At 57.9% G+C, this 20,361-nt stretch carries 21 protein-coding genes and 4 pseudogenes; 22 read left to right on the forward strand and 3 right to left on the reverse strand.

Translation table 11 applies throughout. The features are described from left to right. Positions 1-10: 10 nt before the first annotated feature. Complete coding sequence (locus BUB53_RS18680; RefSeq protein WP_073036986.1) at positions 11-751, reverse strand: N-formylglutamate amidohydrolase; 741 nt, start codon at positions 749-751, stop codon at positions 11-13. 196 nt (positions 752-947) lie between these two features. Here BUB53_RS18680 and pyk point away from each other — a divergent pair, with 196 nt between their 5' ends. From pyk to BUB53_RS18725, 7 genes are all read left to right on the forward strand, one after another. After that, entirely contained in the window at positions 948-2,393 is a 1,446-nt protein-coding gene (pyk, locus tag BUB53_RS18685; RefSeq protein ID WP_073036988.1) for a pyruvate kinase, read from the forward strand. A 39-nt stretch (positions 2,394-2,432) separates the two neighbouring features. Continuing rightward, entirely contained in the window at positions 2,433-2,657 is a 225-nt protein-coding gene (locus BUB53_RS18690) for a hypothetical protein (RefSeq protein WP_073036990.1), read from the forward strand. A gap of 168 nt (positions 2,658-2,825) precedes the next feature. Next, positions 2,826-3,026 carry a 50S ribosomal protein L35 gene (gene rpmI / locus BUB53_RS18695; protein WP_073036992.1) on the forward strand — a complete coding sequence of 67 codons (201 nt, stop codon included), beginning with the start codon at positions 2,826-2,828 and terminating at the stop codon, positions 3,024-3,026. A 19-nt stretch (positions 3,027-3,045) separates the two neighbouring features. Continuing rightward, on the forward strand, positions 3,046-3,411 hold the full coding sequence (gene rplT, locus BUB53_RS18700; RefSeq protein ID WP_073036994.1) for a 50S ribosomal protein L20: 366 nt from the start codon (positions 3,046-3,048) through the stop codon (positions 3,409-3,411). Positions 3,412-3,763: 352 nt separating this feature from the next. After that, positions 3,764-4,837 (forward strand): phenylalanine--tRNA ligase subunit alpha, encoded by a 1,074-nt coding sequence (gene pheS, locus BUB53_RS18710; protein ID WP_073036997.1) that lies wholly within the window; start codon positions 3,764-3,766, stop codon positions 4,835-4,837. A gap of 127 nt (positions 4,838-4,964) precedes the next feature. After that, positions 4,965-5,246, forward strand: a complete 282-nt coding sequence (locus tag BUB53_RS18715) for a YrhK family protein (RefSeq protein WP_073036999.1) — start codon at positions 4,965-4,967, stop codon at positions 5,244-5,246. Positions 5,247-5,559: 313 nt separating this feature from the next. Further along, positions 5,560-6,189: a helix-turn-helix domain-containing protein gene (locus BUB53_RS18725; protein WP_073037003.1), complete on the forward strand. Its 630-nt coding sequence runs from the start codon at positions 5,560-5,562 to the stop codon at positions 6,187-6,189. A gap of 132 nt (positions 6,190-6,321) precedes the next feature. On the opposite strand, the gene BUB53_RS22855 is transcribed toward BUB53_RS18725, so the two are convergent. Together BUB53_RS22855 and BUB53_RS18730 are read right to left on the reverse strand one after the other, a co-directional pair. Then, a complete protein-coding gene (locus tag BUB53_RS22855) occupies positions 6,322-6,471 on the reverse strand; it encodes a hypothetical protein (protein WP_159437871.1) in 150 nt (49 codons plus the stop codon). Between the two features lie 134 nt (positions 6,472-6,605). Continuing rightward, positions 6,606-7,388 (reverse strand): hypothetical protein, encoded by a 783-nt coding sequence (locus tag BUB53_RS18730; RefSeq protein ID WP_073037006.1) that lies wholly within the window; start codon positions 7,386-7,388, stop codon positions 6,606-6,608. A gap of 227 nt (positions 7,389-7,615) precedes the next feature. Between BUB53_RS18730 and BUB53_RS23250 the strand changes: the two are divergent. The 15 genes and pseudogenes from BUB53_RS23250 to BUB53_RS22575 form a co-directional block, all read left to right on the forward strand. Beyond that, positions 7,616-7,948, forward strand: a pseudogene (locus BUB53_RS23250) (transposase); the annotation flags it as partial. A gap of 73 nt (positions 7,949-8,021) precedes the next feature. Then, a pseudogene (locus BUB53_RS23255) lies at positions 8,022-8,174 on the forward strand (transposase); the annotation flags it as partial. Further along, on the forward strand, positions 8,102-9,211 hold the full coding sequence (locus BUB53_RS18745) for an IS3 family transposase (protein WP_229709591.1): 1,110 nt from the start codon (positions 8,102-8,104) through the stop codon (positions 9,209-9,211). The pseudogene BUB53_RS23255 and the gene BUB53_RS18745, both read left to right, overlap by 73 nt. Positions 9,212-9,540: 329 nt before the next feature. After that, a complete protein-coding gene (locus BUB53_RS18750) occupies positions 9,541-10,269 on the forward strand; it encodes a GntR family transcriptional regulator (RefSeq protein ID WP_073037014.1) in 729 nt (242 codons plus the stop codon). Next, complete coding sequence (locus tag BUB53_RS18755; protein ID WP_200797824.1) at positions 10,266-11,486, forward strand: CaiB/BaiF CoA transferase family protein; 1,221 nt, start codon at positions 10,266-10,268, stop codon at positions 11,484-11,486. The genes BUB53_RS18750 and BUB53_RS18755 overlap by 4 nt, the downstream gene beginning before the upstream one ends. A gap of 35 nt (positions 11,487-11,521) precedes the next feature. Continuing rightward, complete coding sequence (dctP, locus tag BUB53_RS18760) at positions 11,522-12,526, forward strand: TRAP transporter substrate-binding protein DctP (protein WP_073037018.1); 1,005 nt, start codon at positions 11,522-11,524, stop codon at positions 12,524-12,526. 63 nt (positions 12,527-12,589) lie between these two features. Beyond that, a complete protein-coding gene (locus tag BUB53_RS18765; RefSeq protein WP_159437873.1) occupies positions 12,590-13,087 on the forward strand; it encodes a TRAP transporter small permease in 498 nt (165 codons plus the stop codon). Beyond that, positions 13,080-14,390 (forward strand): TRAP transporter large permease, encoded by a 1,311-nt coding sequence (locus BUB53_RS18770; RefSeq protein WP_073037021.1) that lies wholly within the window; start codon positions 13,080-13,082, stop codon positions 14,388-14,390. Before BUB53_RS18765 ends, BUB53_RS18770 begins: the two co-directional genes overlap by 8 nt. Further along, positions 14,390-15,175, forward strand: a complete 786-nt coding sequence (locus tag BUB53_RS18775) for an enoyl-CoA hydratase/isomerase family protein (RefSeq protein ID WP_073037023.1) — start codon at positions 14,390-14,392, stop codon at positions 15,173-15,175. The genes BUB53_RS18770 and BUB53_RS18775 overlap by 1 nt, the downstream gene beginning before the upstream one ends. Positions 15,176-15,292: 117 nt before the next feature. Further along, the gene (locus BUB53_RS18780) at positions 15,293-16,216 is read left to right on the forward strand and encodes an ATP-binding protein (RefSeq protein ID WP_084729329.1); all 924 of its coding nucleotides are present in this window, start codon (positions 15,293-15,295) and stop codon (positions 16,214-16,216) included. Between the two features lie 175 nt (positions 16,217-16,391). Further along, positions 16,392-17,537: an acyl-CoA dehydrogenase family protein gene (locus BUB53_RS18785; RefSeq protein ID WP_073037025.1), complete on the forward strand. Its 1,146-nt coding sequence runs from the start codon at positions 16,392-16,394 to the stop codon at positions 17,535-17,537. A 5-nt stretch (positions 17,538-17,542) separates the two neighbouring features. Further along, positions 17,543-18,583, forward strand: a complete 1,041-nt coding sequence (locus BUB53_RS18790; RefSeq protein WP_073037047.1) for an enoyl-CoA hydratase/isomerase family protein — start codon at positions 17,543-17,545, stop codon at positions 18,581-18,583. Positions 18,584-18,586: 3 nt separating this feature from the next. Beyond that, positions 18,587-19,459 (forward strand): 3-hydroxyisobutyrate dehydrogenase, encoded by an 873-nt coding sequence (gene mmsB, locus BUB53_RS18795; protein ID WP_073037027.1) that lies wholly within the window; start codon positions 18,587-18,589, stop codon positions 19,457-19,459. Further along, a pseudogene (locus BUB53_RS18800) lies at positions 19,456-20,219 on the forward strand (enoyl-CoA hydratase-related protein). Before mmsB ends, BUB53_RS18800 begins: the two are co-directional and overlap by 4 nt. 47 nt (positions 20,220-20,266) lie before the next feature. Next, positions 20,267-20,361: pseudogene (locus BUB53_RS22575) on the forward strand (electron transfer flavoprotein subunit beta/FixA family protein); the annotation flags it as partial.

The following is a 20,361-nucleotide window of genomic DNA, read 5'->3' on the forward strand; positions in this document are numbered from 1 at the left end:
TTTGGCGGGGTCAGACGCCGGCGGTGGCGGCGGCGCGTTGCAGGATCGGCGCAAGGCGCTGGCCCCAGGCCTGTTGATCGGCGGTGTCGCGGATCAGGTCGTTGCGCAGTTCCAGCAGGGCGTTGGGCCGTTGATAGGCGATGGCGTGGCGGGCGATGGCATCGCCGGGCAGGTGGCCGCCGTAAGGTTCGTTGACGCCGATGCACAGGTCCTGTTCGGCGCGCAGGTGATCGACCAGCGGATCGGTCAGGCGCGTGTCGGCGGCGTGCAGTACCCCCACATGCCACGGGCGCGGCGGACGGCCCTGCAATTGCGGGGTGAAACTGTGGACCGAGATGATCACCGTATCCGGGCGGCGCGCGGCCAGTTCGGCCAGTGCCGTGTGATAGGGCCGGTAACAGCGGTTGAGCCGGGTTTGCAGCTCGGCCTCGTTGGCGTGGCGGTTGCCGGGGATGATCGTGCCGTCATAGAGTTTCATCAGCAGGGTCGGGTCGTCCTCGCCTCGGTTCGGGTCGATCACGAGGCGCGAGAAATTCGACAGGATCGCGGGCGCGTCCAGTTGCCGGGCCAGTTCACGGGTCAGCCCCGCCGCACCCACGTCATAGGCGATGTGGCGGGTCATGTCGGCCTCGGCCAGGCCCAGCGTGCCGCCGTTCACGAACTCGGGCACGGTGTTGGCCGCGTGGTCGCAGGTGATCAGGAAACGGGCGGGGCGATCGGCCCCTTCGATGAAATAGGGATGGTACGTCATGCGCCTGTGATGTCCTTTGTTCATCGTCTAGGACAGTTGAACGGGGAAGTGAATTGGGTAATAAGGACTGCAACGCCTGTTAGCGATAACACGGGCGGTGACCCCCGAGCAGGCGCCGCCTTTTGCGACAGCCCATTGACATAGCGGCCCGCTCGGACAAGACCGGGCCGTAACGACAAGAACAGGACATACCGGAATGAGACGCCACCGCAACGTCAAGATCGTCGCCACGCTTGGCCCGTCATCGTCGGATTACGACACGATCCGTGCCTTGCACGAGGCCGGGGCGGACGTGTTCCGCCTGAACATGAGCCACGGCATCCACGAGGAAATCGCCGAAAAGCACCGGATCATCCGCCAGATCGAGGATGAGCTGGACAGCCCGATTTCCATTCTGGCCGATCTTCAGGGGCCGAAACTGCGCGTCGGCGTGTTCGCCAATGGCGAGGAAGAGCTTGAGGAGGGCGCGGCGTTCCGTCTGGATCTGGACGAGGCCGAGGGCGATGCCGGGCGCGTCTGCCTGCCCCATCCGGAAATCTTCGAGGCGCTGGAGCCGGGCGCGACCCTTCTGGTCAACGATGGCAAGATCCGCCTGAAGGTCACCGACTGCGGCAGGGATTTCGCGCAGACCGAGGTGATCAACGGCGGCACCATTTCCAACCGCAAGGGGGTGAACGTGCCCGACGTGGTGCTGCCGCTGGCCGCGCTGAGCGACAAGGACCGCGCCGATCTGGAATTCGTCTGCGATCTGGGGGTGGACTGGCTGGCGCTGAGTTTCGTGCAGCGCCCGCGCGACGTGGAAGAGGCGCGCGAGCTGGCGGCGGGCCGGGCCGCGATCCTCAGCAAGATCGAGAAACCCTCGGCGGTGGAGCATTTCGATGCGATCCTCGCGGCCTCGGACGGGGTCATGGTGGCGCGCGGCGATCTGGGGGTGGAACTGCCGGTGCAGAACGTGCCGCCCATCCAGAAACGCCTCGTGCGCCGCTGCCGCGCCGCCGCCAAGCCGGTGATCGTGGCCACGCAGATGCTGGAATCGATGATCGAAAGCCCGATGCCCACCCGCGCCGAAGTGAGCGATGTGGCCACCGCGATCTACGAAGGTGCGGACGCGATCATGCTGTCGGCGGAATCGGCGGCGGGCGAGTACCCGGTCGAGGCCGTGACCACGATGGACAATGTCGCCCGCGAGGTCGAGGACGACCCGACCTATCGCGAGGTGATCGAGGCCTCGCGCCGGGCCGAGCGCAATTCGGTGGCCGACGGCATCGTCGCCGCCGCCCGCGAGATCGCGGAAACCACCGATATCAAGGCGATCTGCTGTTTCACCCAGTCGGGCACCACCGCCCTGCTGACCGCCCGCGAACGGCCCCGCGTGCCGATCATCGCCATGACCAACCTGCGCGGCACCGCGCGGCGGCTGGCGCTGACATGGGGGGTGAACTGCGTCATGACCGGCGAACTGGAGCGATTCAAGCAGGCGGTTCTGAGCGCCGCCCGCGCCGCGCGCGAGCAGGGCTATGCCGAACCGCTGGATCAGATCGTGGTGACGGCGGGCGTGCCCTTCAACGTGCCGGGCACCACCAACATCCTGCGCGTGGCGCCCTGTCAGGAAAGTTTGATTTATGCCAGCGAACCGGGATAAGCTGCTGTATCGTTACCAGTATCCAGCCGGAGGATCTCAATGGATCCCGACTTGTCGCTTATCATCGGGTTGATTCTGATCATCCTGTCCATTCCCTCGATCATGGCCGCCTTCAGCGAAGGGCACGCGCCGCGTGTCGCCTCGGTCGTGATCATCGCGGGCGGGGCGCTGATCGTCTGGGCGATGACCAGCAAACCGGGCGGGTATTCCCTTCTGGAAATCCCCGATATCTTCATGCAGGTCGTGGCGCGGTATCTGACATAGCGCTGGCCCGGCCGGTCGCGCCGGGCAATCCCCCCATCGCACCAGATTCCCCATCATCCCCCCTTGCGAAATACGGACAGGCGGCGTATACGGCGCGCTCAGTCCCGTGCGTCCGGCCTCAGAGGCATGCCGAGTCGCACGTTCAACCGACCGAAAGAGGAGCCGGAAATGCCCAAGATGAAGACCAAGTCGAGCTGCAAGAAGCGGTTCAAGGTGACGGCCAACGGAAAGATCAAGACCGGTCAGGCGGGGAAACGCCACGGTATGATCAAACGCACCAACAAGTTCATCCGTGATGCCCGTGGCACCACGGTAATGTCCGAGGCAGACGCCAAGATCGTCCGCCCGATGATGCCCTATTCCCGTTAAGGCCAAGGAGACCTGAGATATGTCACGCGTCAAAGGTGGAACCGTCACCCACGCCCGTCACAAGAAAATCACCAAGGCCGCCAAGGGTTACTATGGCCGCCGCAAGAACACCTTCAAGGTGGCCACGCAGGCCGTCGACAAGGCCAACCAGTACGCCACGCGCGACCGCAAGAACCGCAAGCGCAATTTCCGCGCGCTGTGGATTCAGCGGATCAACGCCGCCGTGCGTGCCCATGACGAAGCCCTGACCTATTCGCGCTTCGTCAACGGCCTGTCGCTGGCCGGTATCGAAGTCGACCGCAAGGTTCTGGCCGATCTGGCCGTGCGCGAACCTGCGGCCTTCGGCGCTATCGTCGATCAGGCAAAAAGCGCCCTGGCAAAATAAGCCAGTCGCTTTCGAGGGACAAAAAGAAGCGCCGCCGGGTCGTACCGGCGGCGTTTTTCGTTGTTAACCATTTCTTAAAATTATCCCGCGGCTGCCCTGTTTTCGGCACGATCCGGCGGCATGGTTCCTTTGGAAACCTGGCCGACATGCCGCCAGCCCTGGAGGAGTGACAGATGCAGGATACGGCGAAACAGCCCGATTTGAGCGTCCTCAGTGAAAAGGCCCGCCGCCTTCTGGCCGCCCATGATCGCGAAGCCGGCACCGCCCGGACAGCCGCGCAAGGCTGAGCCTCTCTCTTGCGCTGAGACGCCAAGCGCTGTAACCCGCCCGTAACGCCAAACGGGTGAGACAGATGGACGATCTCAGAGACAAGTACCTGACCGCAATCGCCGATGCCGGGGACGAGGCCGCGCTGGAAGACCTGCGCGTGCAAGCCGTCGGCAAGAAGGGCGAAATCAGCCTGAAAATGCGCGAACTGGGCAAGATGACGCCGGAGGAACGGCAGGTCATGGGCCCGAAGCTGAACGCGCTAAAGGACGAGATCAACAGCGCGCTGGGCGCCCGCAAGCAGGGGCTGGCCGATGCCGCGCTGGACGAACGCCTGCGCACCGAGTGGCTGGATGTCACCCTGCCCGCGCGTCCGGGGCGGTCGGGCACGATCCACCCGGTTTCCCAGGTCACCGAAGAGGTCACCGCGATTTTCGCCGATATGGGATTCGCCGTGGCCGAAGGGCCGCAGGTGGAAAGCGACTGGCACAATTTCGACGCGCTGAACATTCCCGGCCACCACCCCGCGCGCGCCGAGATGGACACGTTCTACATGCACCGCGCCGAGGGCGACGCGCGCCCGCCGCATGTGCTGCGCACCCATACCAGCCCGGTGCAGATTCGTTCGATGGAATTGCAGGGCGCGCCCTTGCGGGTGATCTGCCCCGGCCGCGTCTATCGCGCCGATTACGACCAGACCCACACGCCGATGTTCCACCAGATCGAGGGGCTGGCCGTGGATAAGGACATTTCCATGGCCAACCTGAAATGGGTGCTGGAAGAGTTCGTGAAGGCGTTTTTCGAGGTCGATGGCGTCGATCTGCGCTTCCGCGCGTCGCATTTCCCGTTCACCGAACCCTCTGCCGAGGTGGATATCCGCTGTAGCTGGGAAGGCGGCACGCTGAAGGTGGGCGAAGGCGACGACTGGCTGGAAATCCTGGGCAGCGGCATGGTGCATCCCAAGGTGCTGATGGCGGGCAATATCGACCCGGCGGCCTGGCAGGGCTTTGCCTTCGGCATGGGGATCGACCGGATCGCGATGCTGAAATACGGCATCCCAGACCTGCGCGCATTCTTCGATTCCGACCTGCGCTGGCTGCGCCATTACGGATTCAGCGCGCTGGACGTGCCGACGATACGCGGCGGGCTGAGCCGGTAGGACACGGGCGGAACCTTGAAAAGGTTCCGTTTCGTTTTCCTTTCAGGAAAACGGGTGCGGCGGGTCTCTTGCCTGGTCTGTGAGAACCGTCCAGTCTGGGACGAACCGTATCGTCCCGGAGCGCCTCATGCATTTGTTTACCAACGAAGCCCGCCAGCGAAACGCCGAGACCCGCAAGGTCTATGCCGCTTACGAAATCGCCCATACGGCTGTCGATTTCGTGGCGGCGATCTGTTTTCTGATCGGCTCGATCCTGTTCCTGTGGCCGGTTTACGAAATCCCGGCCGTGTGGCTGTTCATCGTCGGGTCGGTGTTTTTCTGCCTCAAGCCCACGTTGCGGCTGAGCCGTGAAATCCATCTGTGGCGCATGGGGCGGCTTGATACGCTGGCCGAACGCGCCGGCGATTGACGCGCCGTCGGGAAAGGACGCACGGATGCCCCGCAGCCTGATCGTTGCCGCCGCCCAGTGCGGGGGTCGAGGCGGTGAGCGATGCCTTGGACAACCCCGCCGGACGGGGGAAATCAACGGCTTGCGCTGGCGAACCGGAAAATCCTGCTCCTTGATTTGATTGGGCTTTTCGCACCTCTGGCGAACCGTATCGGGTGCTCTGGAAACCGCAAGGCCGCTGACTGGGCTGGCACCCGCGTCAACGGCCAGATCGAAAAGTTTGCTCGGATTGGATACGAGAATGGGGGCGTGATCGCAATCGCGGGAGGGGCCGATGTCTGAGCTTTTGCCCTTCTGCAAGATCAAGTTGCAATATCTGCTTGAGATGGTCGCAGACCACGAGTTGGACGACAACGCCCTGCGCGTGGCGCTCTACCTGGCGCTGGCCCATGCGGATCATGAGACCGGCGAAAGCCACCCCTCCTTTGAGACCATCGATGCAGCTATCGGCAAGCATGCCAAATCCGTCAAGCGGGCGCTGAACAAGGTTGAGGCGGCGGGCTATATGACCGTGGAGCGCGGGACCAACAAGGGGAAATCCTCGCGCTACCGCCCGACCGAAGTGGCTATGCAGCGGACCACGGATCGGCGCCGTGAGGGGGACAAGATTGTCCCCCGAACAGAGAACAAGAACTTGGAAAAGAACGGCTGGTCGCGTCTGCGCCGGATTTGCCTGATGAGGGGCAATCCGGCGAAACACGCCCAGATGGTCGGCGGCTGGTTTTCGTGCCGAGGGGGATCTGTTTCGTCAGGGATTGGGATAAGAGGCTGGAAGCATATGGTATGGGGGCGTTGGAGCGAAACCTGTCTGTATCGCCTCATGGTCAGCATGTCGGTTTCTGGTTGCCTGCACGGACTCCCGCACCACGGGACAGCTCAGAATGGCGAGAACAGCTTGTCGTGATGCGCGATATGTACCGGCAGGCATGGGCACATAAGGATTATCGCCATGTTGGCTGAACTTGGCCCCATGATGCCGCTGCCTCATCGACCGTCATGAATACGTCCTGAACGTCTCTGGCGCTTGACGACCGTGCTACTTTCGCGGGTCTTCTTGCGCTGGAGGAGAGCCAGAAACATCCTCATCATGAGCTTTGAACACCCATTCCCGGGCCGGTTCGGCTTTGCCTTGCGCGATCTCCAGGGCTTCCTCAGCACTCCGAACCAAAGCTTTGCCAAACTTCATCTAAGACGCTCCTCGATTCAGGCAGCAACTGATCGACCGGTGCTTGCGCCCCGGCCGTCGCGGCCATGGGCGTCTCCGCCTGTTCCGCTCGATCAGGTTACTGGCCGGGCCATCAAAAGCAACCCGGCGGGGCGTCAGTTTTCCGCCAGTGCGGCGCGATAGTCCGCTGTGACGGCTTCGACCTGTGCAATCTGCCCGTCGATCTCGTCGAGATTGATGCGCGGCAGCGGCGGCACGGACGAGAAAATGCGGTCACCGGGCTCCGGCAACTCAAAGCCGTCTATCCGAGCCTCGAATCTTTCAATCTGCTCGACCTCGCGCCGCAGTGGCTCGCCAGCGCAAACCCCCGGCAGACCCCGGTTGAACAGGCTATGCACCCTGTTTACCTGTTGCAGTTCCTCACGAAGCCCCCGCAAGGTTGTGCAGGCGGGGGCCAGAATATCGCGCCGCTCCTGAAGCCCGGCCTTCAGTTCCTGCCCTGCGGCGGCGGCCTCGGCCAGTTCTGCTTTCATGGCCTCGATCTTTGCGGCGTCCTCAGCCGCGCGCTGCTCGGCCCGCGCCGTTTCCTGCGCATCATCCAGCGCAACGATCCGTTCGGCCAGCTCCGCACGTTCGAAATCTTCCAGGGTCAGCTCCGTGCTGTTGCGCTCTGAATCGTTCAGCCAGCCTTGAAACCGCTTGCGGCATTCGGTTTTCACCATGCCCAGCATGTCCTCGGGCACGTCCTGATAAACCGCCTCATTGATCCCGCCCAGGACTTCGGCGCATTCGCGCGTTTTCGTCGTGATCTGCGCAGGCTCACCGCCGTCGCCCAGAAGGACGATAAGTTGTTCATCGCTGATTTCAGCCAGGTCTTGCTTGCAAGCCGCAAGAGCCAGCGCCGCACATCCAGAAATGAAAATTGTGTTAAACCGCATTCCTACCTCACTTTTCTGTTCTGGGACGGAATAGAAAATCACAGCCCATAGTTGAATCCACGGAAGCGCCATAGGCGAAATTGCGCCTGTTCCTCACCTTCTGGAAATATCCTCGGGGGAGCGCGCAACGCGGCCTGTTTGAAGGCAGAGATGGATTATCTCGGGTTTTGTTGCGCAAATCAGCCGCCGGGTTTCATCTTATGACCCCAGCTTGATACCTAGTATGCATGAGCAGATCAAATCCACCAACCTATAAGGCGAAGAACTAGCCGGACTACAACGCAGTACTCAAGTAGAGTCGCTCCCTGACAATCTGCTTTGATTCCGAGATGATTTGGGCGGCGGACCCATCCGGCGGATGAGGTCGACAGCAAACCTACAGCGATGCTGCGATCCAATCCTGCCTGACGATGAGAGTGTTGTTTGGGATGGCGCTGTGGTAGCCGACCGGGTTGGAGGAAAGTTTGCTAAGTCTGATCGGTCTGGCTTGGCCCGCTCCGGATTTCAGTACCTTGTGCCGACGGATAAAGGCGTTGGCCGTGAACATCCCATATCGTGGATGACAAGGCCTGACCTGCCACGGGATTTTTCCTCCACCGGCGATTAGAGTCCGACCCACCGAAGGGACGGACAATGAAGCGATCAAGATACAGCGAAGAGCAGATCATCGGCATCCTGGCCGAGCATGAGGCTGGGGCGAAGTGCGCGGACCTGTGCCGCAAGCACGGCATGTCGGAAGGCACGTTCTACGCCTGGAAGGCGAAGTTCGGCGGCATGACGGTGTCGGATGCCAAGCGGCTGAAGGCGCTCGAGGACGAGAACGCGAAGCTGAAGAAACTGTTGGCCGAGCAGATGCTCGACGTGGCGGCGATGAAGGAACTGCTCTCAAAAAAATGGTAGGGCCCGCCGTGAAGCGTGCTGCCGTTGCGCATCTTCAGGCCGAACTGGGCCTGTCGGAACGGCGGGCCTGCCGTCTTGTCGGGGCGGATCGCAAGATGATCCGCTACCGCTCCTGTCGTCCCGCGGATACCGAGCTGCGGGCCAAGTTGCGCGATCTGGCGAACGTGCGGCGCCGGTTCGGCTATCGGCGTCTGTTCGTGCTGCTGCGTCGCGACGGCGAGCCCTCGGGGATCAACCGGATCTATCGTCTCTACCGCGAGGAAGGGCTGACGGTGCGCAAGCGGCGCGCCCGGCGTAAGGCTGTTGGGACGCGGGCCCCGATCCTGGTCGAGGCGCGGCCCAATGCGCGCTGGTCGCTGGATTTCGTCCATGACCAGCTCGCCTGCGGGCGTCGGTTCCGCATCCTCAACGTCGTGGACGACGTGACCCGGGAATGCCTTGCGGCGATCCCGGACACCTCGATCTCGGGGCGACGGGTGACACGGGAACTGGGGGATTTGATCGAGCGGCGTGGCAGGCCGGAGATGATCGTCAGCGACAATGGCACCGAACTCACCAGTAACGCGATCTTAACCTTTGCCGCCGAACGCGGCATCGAATGGCATTACATCGCGCTGGGCAAGCCGATGCAGAACGGCTTCGTCGAGAGCTTCAACGGGCGCATGCGCGACGAGCTTCTCAACGAGACGATGTTCCGCAACATGGCCCACGCGCGGGCCGTGATCCGGGCCTGGGCCGCCGACTTCAACGAGGCACGCCCCCACTCGGCGCTTGGCTACGATACGCCCAAGGCGTTCGCCGAGCGCCTGTTCACCGCAACCGACAGCCGCGCTGCGCGATCTGAAAGCTCCGCGCGGATGTCGGTTGCTCCACCTGCGCCGGAAGGCGTATCAACCAAACGGGCTCTGGTTCCGACTGGATGACAGTTCAGTGGCAGGTCAGGCCCGCTACACCTCCTGATCGACAGCACAGGGATCAAGACCAAAGGTGAAGGCGAGTGGCTGCCTCACTTCGGAAGCGCCTGCGCGACCGTCCTTCGAAAACCACGATTCTGCCCATGTTGCCATCTGTTGCGCGATCCAAAGAAACGCCCATTTTACCGTCCTATCCTGTCTCACTTCGAAAGTAGGACTCGCACCGTCAGCATCAGCGCGGCAGGAGTAGGCTGGTGTAGTAGTCATGGTGAAATAACGCGCTTTACAGGCTAAAAAACATGTTTTATATATTTTAAAACACGATAATAAGGTAAAAAATGACAAAACAGCAGAATGAGAGCCAAGCAAGCGCTATATATAGATGGCTGGAAGAAGAGATTATGTCTGGCAGATTGGCGCCGGGTGACCGCCTTGATGATGCCGCCATCGCGGAGCGTTTCGCTGTTTCGAAAACGCCAGTGCGGGATGCGTTTCTGCAACTTGCTGCCATTGATTTCGTGACGCTCAAGCAGCGTGTGGGCGCGATCGTAACGCCCCTTTCTCTGCAAAAGATGGTTCAGATGTTTGAGGTGATGGCAAAGCTCGAAGGTACTGCGGCGGCGCTTGCAGCAGAGCGGATGACCGGTTTGGAAAAAGAAGCGTTGGTGACGAGTTCCGAAACCTGCATGGCAATTGCTGAGAGAGGGGGCGAAAAAGCACAGGAGGTCTATGCGGAAGCGAATTTCGATTTTCACGAGATTGTCTATCGGGGCTCACACAATGATTACCTTCGGGAGCAGGCCTCGATGTTACGTCGTCGATTGGCGCCTTATCGTCGCTTCTGGCTGTCTACTGATGCTCGACGGCAAAAATCAAGTTCAGAACATGCTGAGGTGACGCGGGCCATTGTTGAAAGCAATATCGAGCGAGCGCGGCTTGCAATGGAGGCGCATCTTGACCTGACATCGGGTCTCTTGTCGGAACTGCTCGGGGTGCTGCCATCCGGATATCTGGCCGGAATTCGCGAATCCGACGAAACGGCTGAAATCAGGGATTATCGGACGTGACAGAAGCGCTTTCAAAACAATTTTCAGGTAACTTACCCTTGGCGGGCATGCGGGTATTGGACTTGACGCGTGCCCTTTCTGGGCCTTTTTGCACCATGATCATGGCTGATCTTGGCGCTGATGTGATCAAGGTCGAGCCCGTTTCGGGTGGAGACATGATCCGGTCTTGGGGTCCATTCGATCAAGGCGAAAGTGTCTACTATCTGTCGTCCAATCACAACAAACGTAGCTTGGCTCTGAACTTCCGCAGTCCCGAAGGCTTGGTCCTATTACGCCGACTTGCTCTTCAGTCCGATGTAATAGTTGAAAATTTTAAACCAGGCACGCTTAGCAAGATGGGATTGAATCCAGGTGAATTACGGGCGGAGCGTCCAGAGATTATCATTGCCAGTGTCAGTGGGTTCGGATCGTCTGGACCTCTTGCTGATAGACCAGGTTTTGATCAGATCGCACAGGGGTATTCCGGCTTAATGAGTGTCACAGGGTCTGTCGAAAGCGGGCCGGTTCGGACGGGTGTCGCAATCGGTGATCTGACATCGAGCCTTTGGATCGCCATCGGAATTCTGGCAGCTTGGATCAGTCGGCAGAAATCAGGAAAGGGCATGGAAGTCGAGACCTCACTTCTTGCGAGTTTAGTGTCGTTAACCAGCGTCCAGGGGCAGCGGTATCTGAATCTGGGTGACGTGCCGGGGCCATCCGGGAATGTTCATCCCGTGATCGCCCCTTATGGCGTGTTTACTGCTGGAGACGGCGAATTGAACATCGGAGCGGCGACGCAGGGTATGTGGTTACGGCTTTGCGATGTCATCAACAGGCCGGACCTAAAGGCGGACGACCGGTTTGTGGAGAACGCTGATCGCATGGCGCATAGAGATGAGCTCAAGGAGATTATTGAGGGAGAGCTTGTTCACAAAGGCAAGGCGGTGTGGACTGAATTGTTGGTTAAAGCGGGTATCCCCGCTGGTCCGATCAACACGGTCGAAGATGTCTTTAACGACGTTCAAGTCCGGCACCTTGGATTGGTTCAGACTGTCAAGCACCCACGGCTTGGAGACCTTCCACAGATTAGCTTGCCAATCAACTTAGATGGCCATGGGCTCCCTAAGGTCAATACTGCGCCGCCTGATTTGGGAGAACACAGCGAGGAAATTCTTTCGGAATTTGGTCTAGCGAACTCAGAGATTCTCATGATGCGCGAAAAGGGCATCATTGGATAGAGCAACTAACTTAACTTTCAAATGGGAGGAGAACCATGAAACTATTTAAGCTGAAGGCTATCGCAATCGGAGCCTTATCCGTTGTACTCACTCTCGGAGCATTGTCGGCCGAGGCTCAGACGTTCAAGCTGACTCATCAGTGGAAAGAGGGCGTGGACGCGCGAGACAAGGCGGCACGGCTCTTTGTTGAAGAGGTCAACAAGTCGCTGCCCGATCTCAAGGTCCGGATTTACCCCGGGAGTTCACTGATCTCGCATCCAAAGGCCCAATATGATGCGCTATTGCAGGGTACAATCGAGATGTCAGTTTTTCCGCTGATTTACGGATCAGGCAAGGTCCCTGAATTCTCAGGTACAATTCTTCCAGGAGCTGTCAACAGTCTCAATGATGCAGAGAAACTGAAACACTCAGTTTATCATGAACAGTTACAGAAAATCGCCGAAGCGAACGGTATTCATATCTTGACCTGGTGGTGGACCGAAGGTGGCTTCGCAACAAGTGCCAGCCCTGTAACCAGTCCTGACACCGTTGCGGGTACAAAACTGCGCGGATCAGACAAGGCTGTCGACAATATGCTATTAGCCGCTGGCGCTTCTGTTTTCTCGATGCCTTCGACTGAAATTTACAGTGCCCTGCAGACTGGCGTGCTTGATGGCGCGATGACCTCCTTCGAGTCGTTCCAATCAATGAGAATTTTCGAACAGACCAAATACGCCACGCTCGGAGGGGACTACAGTGTTTTCATGTTGCTCCAGCCGCTCGTGATCTCCATGTCCGCGTGGGAAGGTCTAACGGACGAGCAGCAAGCGGTTTTCGAAAAAGCTGCTGAAATCTCGGACATGTTTTTTAAGGAACAGCAGGAACAGGCTGGACAGAAGACTATTGAAGCTTTTGAGAAGGCCGGTGTCGAGGTCCGTCAGATGACCGAGGAGGAACACAAAGAATGGGTTGACCTCGCGAAGAGATCTTCTTGGGTCGAGTTTGCCAAGATTAGCCCTGATGCGAATGCCCTGATCGAGGCGTTGGAAGCGTCAAAGTAACCACCCTTAAGTGGTGACATGCGCCTCTCGGATATCCGGGAGGCGCTCTTGCAGGGAAATCACATGAAAGCGTTTGAGAAAATCGTGGCTACCACGGGGAATATCCTAATTGTCATCGCGGCTTTATGCCTCGCTGGCGCCATCGCCATAGTCTCTTGGATGATCTTATGGAGATGGTTCGGGGGTACTAATCACTGGGAACTTGAAACAAGCATATATCTGATTGTTGCTGCCGTTTTTCTTTCCTCACCTTACACCTTAAGAACCGGTGGCCATATCGGAATGGAGCTGCTGGAGGCTACCATCCACGGTTCGGCAGAAAAATGGCTTGGCCTGATCGCGGGATTTGTTGGGCTCACCATGTGCCTGTTCCTGACTTGGTATGGCGCTGAGATGACTTGGACAGCTTTTGTCATGGATGAGCGCGAGCTTGGATTATTCTCTCCGCCTGTATGGCCAAAGTACATGACTGTACCGATAGGGATGTCCCTAACCGCTGCGCAATACCTCTGTGGAATATCTGCAACAATCGTTAGCCTTAAAGGTAGTGCAAATGTCTGAACTTCAAATTGGTCTGTTGCTGTGTGTCGTGACGTTGATCGTACTGTTTTCGGGCGTCTCCATCGCTTTCGGTTTGCTTGCTGTTTCCATAGCTTTTCTTGCGATTTTTGACGGTTTTAAGTCAGTAGCGCTTTTGCCTGACATCCTTATGGGTGAGCTTTCAAGTTTTGCTCTCCTTGCTGTGCCAATGTTCATTACCCTAGGCGCCGCTATCGGTAATTCTAGGGCTGGGTCAGACCTCTATGAATCCTTTTATCGCTGGCTGTCGCGGGTTCCAGGTGGTCTTGTTGTGGCGAATATTATGGCTTGTGGCTTGTTCTCGGCTCTTAGTGGCTCCAGTCCAGCAACAGCCGCCGCAGTTGGCAAAGTCGGAATTCCCCAGATGATCGCCCGGGGCGTTTCCAGCCGTCTCGCCTCTGGCTCTATAGCAGCAGGGGGTACGCTCGGCATCTTGATCCCCCCTTCCCTCACCTTTATTATCTACGGATTGGCGACTGAAACTTCGATTGCCAGACTTTTCCTGGCGGGAATCCTGCCGGGCGTATTATTGATCGCGATATTCTCATTTTACGCATTCGTGTCCAGCCGACGAATGGAGCGCGCCAAGGAAACGGAACCTGTAACTTTTTCAATACGTGAGAAATTCTCAGGCTTCCTGAGGGCGGGGCCATTCCTCTTGCTCGTCGCCGCAGTCACCTTTGCGATGTATGGTGGCATCGCTACCCCCTCTGAAGTCAGTGCCTTGGCCGCGCTGCTATCCATAGTCCTGGTAATGGCAATGTATAGTGTTACTCCGCGTCAGACGGGGCGTATCATGATTTCCTCGGCCAGGGAATCCGCGATGGTCCTGATGATCATTGCGGCATCCGCAGCCTATGCGTACATGATGTCCTATCTTTATATCACTCAAAGCTTAGCACAGTGGATAAGTAGCCTGCCATTAGGTTTTTGGGGTTTGCTCTTCGTGATAAACATTTTCTTGTTTATCATGGGCTTCTTTCTCCCTCCGGTTGCCATAATTCTGATGTCGATGCCAGTACTGCTACCAGTACTTGAGGCAAACAATGTGGATCTGATCTGGTTCGCGGTTGTACTGACCATCAACCTTGAGATAGGTCTCATTACTCCACCCGTAGGCCTGAACCTCTTTGTAATTCGCGCCGTGGCTCCCAACCTTTCTCCACGTGCGATTCTATTGGGAGCTATGCCTTTCGTATTGTTGATGACCGGCTTCATCGTGCTTTTGTGTTTCGTCCCACAGATTGCCACTATTGTTCCGGATTTAGTCATGGGGACGCAATAATGAGCGGAAGCATTAAGGTTATACGTGAAGGAATGATCGCCCAGATCGTAATATCGAATCCAACAAAACGAAACGCGCTTTCTATTGCCATGTGGCAGGTATTGAGGCAGGAACTCTCGGTTCTCTCAGCAGACCGGAACTTGCGTTGCATCGTGGTGCGAGGTGAGGGTGATCGAGCATTCGCAGCTGGCGCAGATATCGGAGAATTTGAAACCGAGCGCAACACAGTAGAACAGGTAGCACGATATCATGAAGAGATTGTTGGACCGGCGCTTCACGCGCTGATCCAGAGCGATCTGGTTTCAGTCGCTGCGATAAATGGAGATTGCACCGGTGGGGGGTTGGAAATTGCCGCCGCATGCGATCTCCGCGTAGCGGTTCAGGGCGCACGACTCGGAGCGGCGGTCGCGCGTTTGGGTTTTCCGCTCGCTCTTGGTGAGACAGAGATCATGGTTCGAAAGTTCGGCTTCCCAGTAGCGGCCGAACTATTGCTCGAAGGGCGTTTGCTTGAGGCGGAGGAGGCTCAGACAAAGGGTTTGGTCGGCCGTGTGGTAGCACAGGAACATTTTGCGAAAGAGATCGAGCGGACTGCTCAGGAAATCTCTACTTTGTCGCCAGTGTCGCTTGGAGCGATGAAGAGTCAATTTCGACGCCTGCTCACTAATGCCAGCCAAACCACCGCCATGGAGCGGGCAGAGTACTATGACTTTGCTTCATCCGCCGATTACAGAGAGGGCCGCAACGCGTTTTTGGGAAAGCGTCGTCCGCAATTTTCCGGTCAATAAAGTTCCAACAAAACTGACTGGAAAATTGCATCCTTCTACTAACAAAACAGAGCCCTGCCTAATGAAACCTCGTGACCTTCTAACGCTTTGGTCACACTTGGCAATCTAGAGGAAACGATGAAACTAGATGAAACTGATCAAGATAACCGCCAAGGTCTGAATGCAGAAATAAAATACGGCCAAGGACATGCTATAGGAGAATTATTGGACCTCCTGAAACGTGGCGTCGCCGCTTTGGAGCGCATTAGCCCTGAGCCACAGCGCACAGATTTCTTTTCGTCGGACATATTTCTCTGGCGGGGGGACGGCTATTTGGAGCCAATCAAGCAAAGCAATGGTTTGGATTTGCTTCTTTTGCACGGCATAGACCGGGCACGTGATACTTTGTATGACAACACGCGTATCTTTGCAGACGGTTTGCCAGCCAACCATGCTTTGCTCTGGGGGGCAAGGGGGTGCGGAAAGAGTTCGCTGGTCAAAGCCGTCCACAGGAAGATCAACGAAAATGAACCAGGCTCCCTTGCACTCGTCGAATTGCTTTCCGACGATATTGAGAGCCTGCCTGAGCTTTACGACCTGCTAAGAGACACAGATAGACGATATATCATCTTTTGCGATGATCTGGCCTTTGACGATGGTGACAAGACATACAAAGCTCTGAAATCCGTTCTCGATGGCGGCGTTCGCGGAAGCCCGTCAAACATCTTGCTCTATGTTACCTCAAATAGGCGTCACCTGCTTTCACGAGACATGATCGAAAATGAGAAATCCACCGCGCTGCATGCCGGTGAGGCCACCGAGGAGAAGGTATCGCTTTCTGACAGATTCGGACTTTGGCTTGGTATTCACAGCATTGATCAATCAGCTTACCTCGAAATCGTCGAGAAATATGCTGATTATTTCAATCTTAAGATCGCCCGAGAGGAACTACGCAAAGAGGCGCTGGACTGGGTTTCGCAACGCGGCAGCAGGTCCGGACGGGTAGCATGGCAATTCATTCGTAGTTTTGCGGGCCAACATGGCACTGCGATCCCGGAGTGATTGTGGAGGCTCGCAAGTCCGTGCCTCATTGCCGGCAATTGAGACTCTCCCTTACGCATTGCGATAGTCAATTTTCCGTAAACCTGCGGCGCAGTTCAGACAGGGCCGTCTAAGGATGTGATCTGATGCAATGTATCGCCGCTATAAGAGTCATAATATCCGATAAGGAGACCACATGGATTATGCATTAACCGAAGAACAAGGGGCCATTTTCGACATGGCCCGCGCCTTTGGCGAGGAACATATCGCACCCCACGCCGACTATTGGGAACGGCAGGGCACAATCCCGCGCGAACTGTGGCCCGAAGTGGGCGCTTTGGGGCTGGGCGGTATCTATGTCAGCGAAGAGTCAGGCGGCGCGGGCCTGTCGCGTCTGGACGCCACCCTGGTCTTCGAGGCACTGAGTATGTCCTGTCCCTCGGTTGCTTCCTTCCTGTCGATCCATAACATGTGCGCCAAGATGCTGGACGTCTTTGGCAGTGACGAAATCAAGGAACGCTATCTGGCACCGGCAATCAGCATGGAAACCGTGCTGTCCTATTGTCTGACCGAACCAGGATCGGGCAGCGACGCCGCCGCCCTGAAAACTCGTGCCGAACGCACTAATGACGGCTATACGATGAACGGCACCAAGGCCTTTATTTCCGGTGGTGGTTATTCGGATGCGTATGTTGTGATGTGCCGCACCGGCGGTGATGGTCCCAAGGGGATTTCTACAGTGGTAGTGGAAACCGGCACCGACGGGCTGTCCTTTGGCGGATTGGAAGACAAAATGGGCTGGAAATCCCAACCCACGCGGCAGGTGCAATTCGATGATTGCAAAATCCCCGCCAACAACCTTGTTGGGACCGAAGGCGACGGGTTCAAATATGCGATGATGGGGCTGGACGGCGGGCGGCTCAACATTTCGGCCTGTTCGCTGGGTGCAGCGCAATCGGCGCTGAAAAAGACGCTGCAATACATGGGCGAACGCAAGGCCTTCGGCAAGACCATTGACCAGTTTCAGGCGCTGCAATTCCGACTGGCGGATATGGAAATTGAATTGCAGGCGGCCCGTACCTTCCTGCGTCAGGCAGCATGGAAACTGGACCAAGGGGCGCCAGATGCCACCAAATTCTGCGCGATGGCCAAGCGGTTCGTAACTGAGGTCGGATCGAAAGTAGCCAATGAATGCCTGCAATTGCATGGCGGTTATGGTTATCTGGCCGATTACGGAATCGAAAAAATTGTGCGCGATCTGCGGGTGCATGAAATTCTGGAAGGCACCAATGAAATCATGCGTATGATCGTGGCGCGGCAATTGCTGGCGGATCGGGCATAATGAATATGAGTGATATTTCCATCCGCACCGAAGGCCACGCAGGCCGTATCACCCTGACCCGGCCCAAGGCGCTGAATGCGCTGTCCTATGGCATGTGCATGGCGGTGGAACAGGCACTGGACAACTGGCATGACGATCCCGTCGTGGCACTGATTATAATCGACGCCGAAGGCGACAAGGCATTCTGCGCCGGGGGCGATATTGTCGAATTGTACGGCACCGGAATGGACGGCGACTATCACTATGGCCGCAAGTTCTGGCGCGACGAATACCGGATGAACGCAAAGCTGGCCGAATATCCCAAACCCATCGTCAGCCTAATGCACGGCTTTACCATGGGCGGCGGCGTGGGTCTGGGCGGACATGTCAGCCACCGCGTGGTCTGTGATAGCTCGCAAATCTCGATGCCGGAATGCGAGATCGGGTTCGTGCCGGATGTAGGGGGCTCTTATCTGCTGGCGCAGGCATCGGGGCGGTTGGGTGAATATCTGGGCCTGACGGCTGCGCGGATGGGGCCGGGCGACGCGATCCATGCAGGCTTTGCCGATTACTATATCCCGCAGGATCAATGGCCCGAGCTGATAGATTGGCTGGCGGTCTCGGGCGATGTTGGGGCCGTGGCGTCGGCCGCGCAGCCCGTCCCGGATAGTCCCCTTGCCGCGCAGCAGCCACAGATCGACGCGCTATTTGGTGGCGATGGCCTGCAGGACCTGCTGAACGCCCTGCGCGGCGATGACAGCGATTTCGCCGCCAAGACTCTGAAAACCTTACTGCGAAACGCGCCCTTGTCGATGGCCGTTGCTCTCAAAATGATCCATCGCCTGCGCGGTCCCAGCCTGACCATCCGCAAAGCGCTGGAGATGGAATACCGAGTGTCGCATCGGATCATGGAGAACGGAGACTTTCTCGAAGGTATCCGCGCGGCCATTATCGACAAAGACCGTAACCCCCGTTGGAAACATGCTCCGGACGTCGTGCCCGACGACGCCGTGGCGCAGATGCTGACCCCACTGGGTACAGACACACTCGGGTTTGAGGAGGATTGAGCTATGCAAATTGCATTCATCGGACTCGGCAACATGGGTGCGCCCATGGCAACTAATCTGGCTAGGGCCGGTCATACCGTCATTGGGTTTGACAGCGCTGGCACCACCGCCGAAGGCGTCACCAACGCTGCCACCGCACAGGACGCGGTGAAAGACACCGATGTCGTTATCACCATGCTGCCGAATGGGCAAATCCTGCGCGCCGTCGCGGATCAGATCGTGCCGGTCATGAAATCCGGTGCGACACTGGTCGATTGTTCGACCGTCGATGTCGAAAGCGCACACGCAGTGGCACAACATGCGGCGGATGTGGGGCTTGGCTTTGTCGATGCGCCGGTCTCGGGCGGCGTGGGTGGGGCCTTGGCGGGCACGCTGACCTTCATGTGTGGTGGCTCGACAGATGCCTTTGCCAAGGCAGAGTTGCTCTTCGACATCATGGGTCAAAAGGCCGTGCATTGCGGTGATGCGGGCGCTGGGCAGGCCGCCAAGATCTGCAACAACATGATCCTTGGCGTGACCATGATTGCCACCTGCGAGGCCTTTGCGCTGGCCGACAAGCTGGGCCTTGATCGGCAGAAGATGTTCGATGTGGTGTCCACATCCTCGGGATATTCCTGGTCTATGAACGCCTATTGCCCGGCCCCAGGTGTCGGCCCGCAAAGCCCTTCGGATAATGACTACAAACCCGGCTTCGCATCGGAGTTGATGCTGAAAGATCTACGGCTGTCGCAACAGGCTGCGGAAAGCGCCGATGCCGATACCCCGATGGGTCAGATGGCTGCAGCATTGTACGAAAAATTCGTCGAAAATGAGAACGGCTTAGGTATGGATTTCAGCGCCATGCTGCCACGGTTCGAAAAGCGAGGCCGGTCGTGAGCGAACTTGTCGAAGTCAGTCGCGAGGGGCGCGTGGCGCTCCTTCGCCTTACTCGCCCGAAGCAACTCAATGCGTTGAATGCGTATTTGGCCACTGAACTGATTTCCATCGTCCGCGAACTGGACACCGATAAATCGGTCGGGTGCATAGTGATCACCGGATCGGAGAAGGCCTTTGCCGCCGGGGCCGATATCTCGGAAATGGTGAGCATGAGCGCCGAAGAGATGTCTGAGCGCGATTATTTCGGTGAATGGATGCAATTTGCGACTGCCCGAACTCCCCGGATTGCTGCGGTTCAGGGTACGCCTTGGGGGGTGGCTGTGAATTGATGATGATGTGCGACTTTGCAATTGCCGGGCAAAGCGCAAAGTTCGGCCAGCCCGAGATAAAGCTGGGGGTCGTGGCAGGAATTGGCGGAACACAACGCATGACGAAACTCATCGGTCGGGCTCGGGCGATGGATATGCACCTGACCGGACGGATGATGGACGCGGATGAAGCCCTGTCCTCAGGGCTGGTCTCCAGAGTCGTGCCGGATCAAGAGGTGGTATTGGAAGCCATGAAGGCAGCCAGGGATATTGCCGGGTATTCACGTCCGGCCGTCAGGCTCGCGCGTGAAGCTGTGTTGCGGGCTGAAGAGGGCAGTCTTTCGGAAGGGTTGCTATACGAACGGCGCATGTTTCATCAACTCTTTGGCACGAAGGACCAGAAAGAGGGGATGTCTGCATTCCTGGAAAAAAGATCACCCCGGTTTGGCTAAAAGCCCAACTGTCAGGATGAATTTCTGAATGGAGAGGAAAATAGCTGATGAAGGTACTCGTACCTGTCAAGCGCGTGATTGACTACAACGTGAAGGTTCGCGTTAAGGCGGACGGGAGCGGTGTCGATCTGGCGAATGTGAA

This window comes from Roseovarius pacificus (assembly GCF_900142665.1).
Classification (GTDB): domain Bacteria; phylum Pseudomonadota; class Alphaproteobacteria; order Rhodobacterales; family Rhodobacteraceae; genus Roseovarius; species Roseovarius pacificus.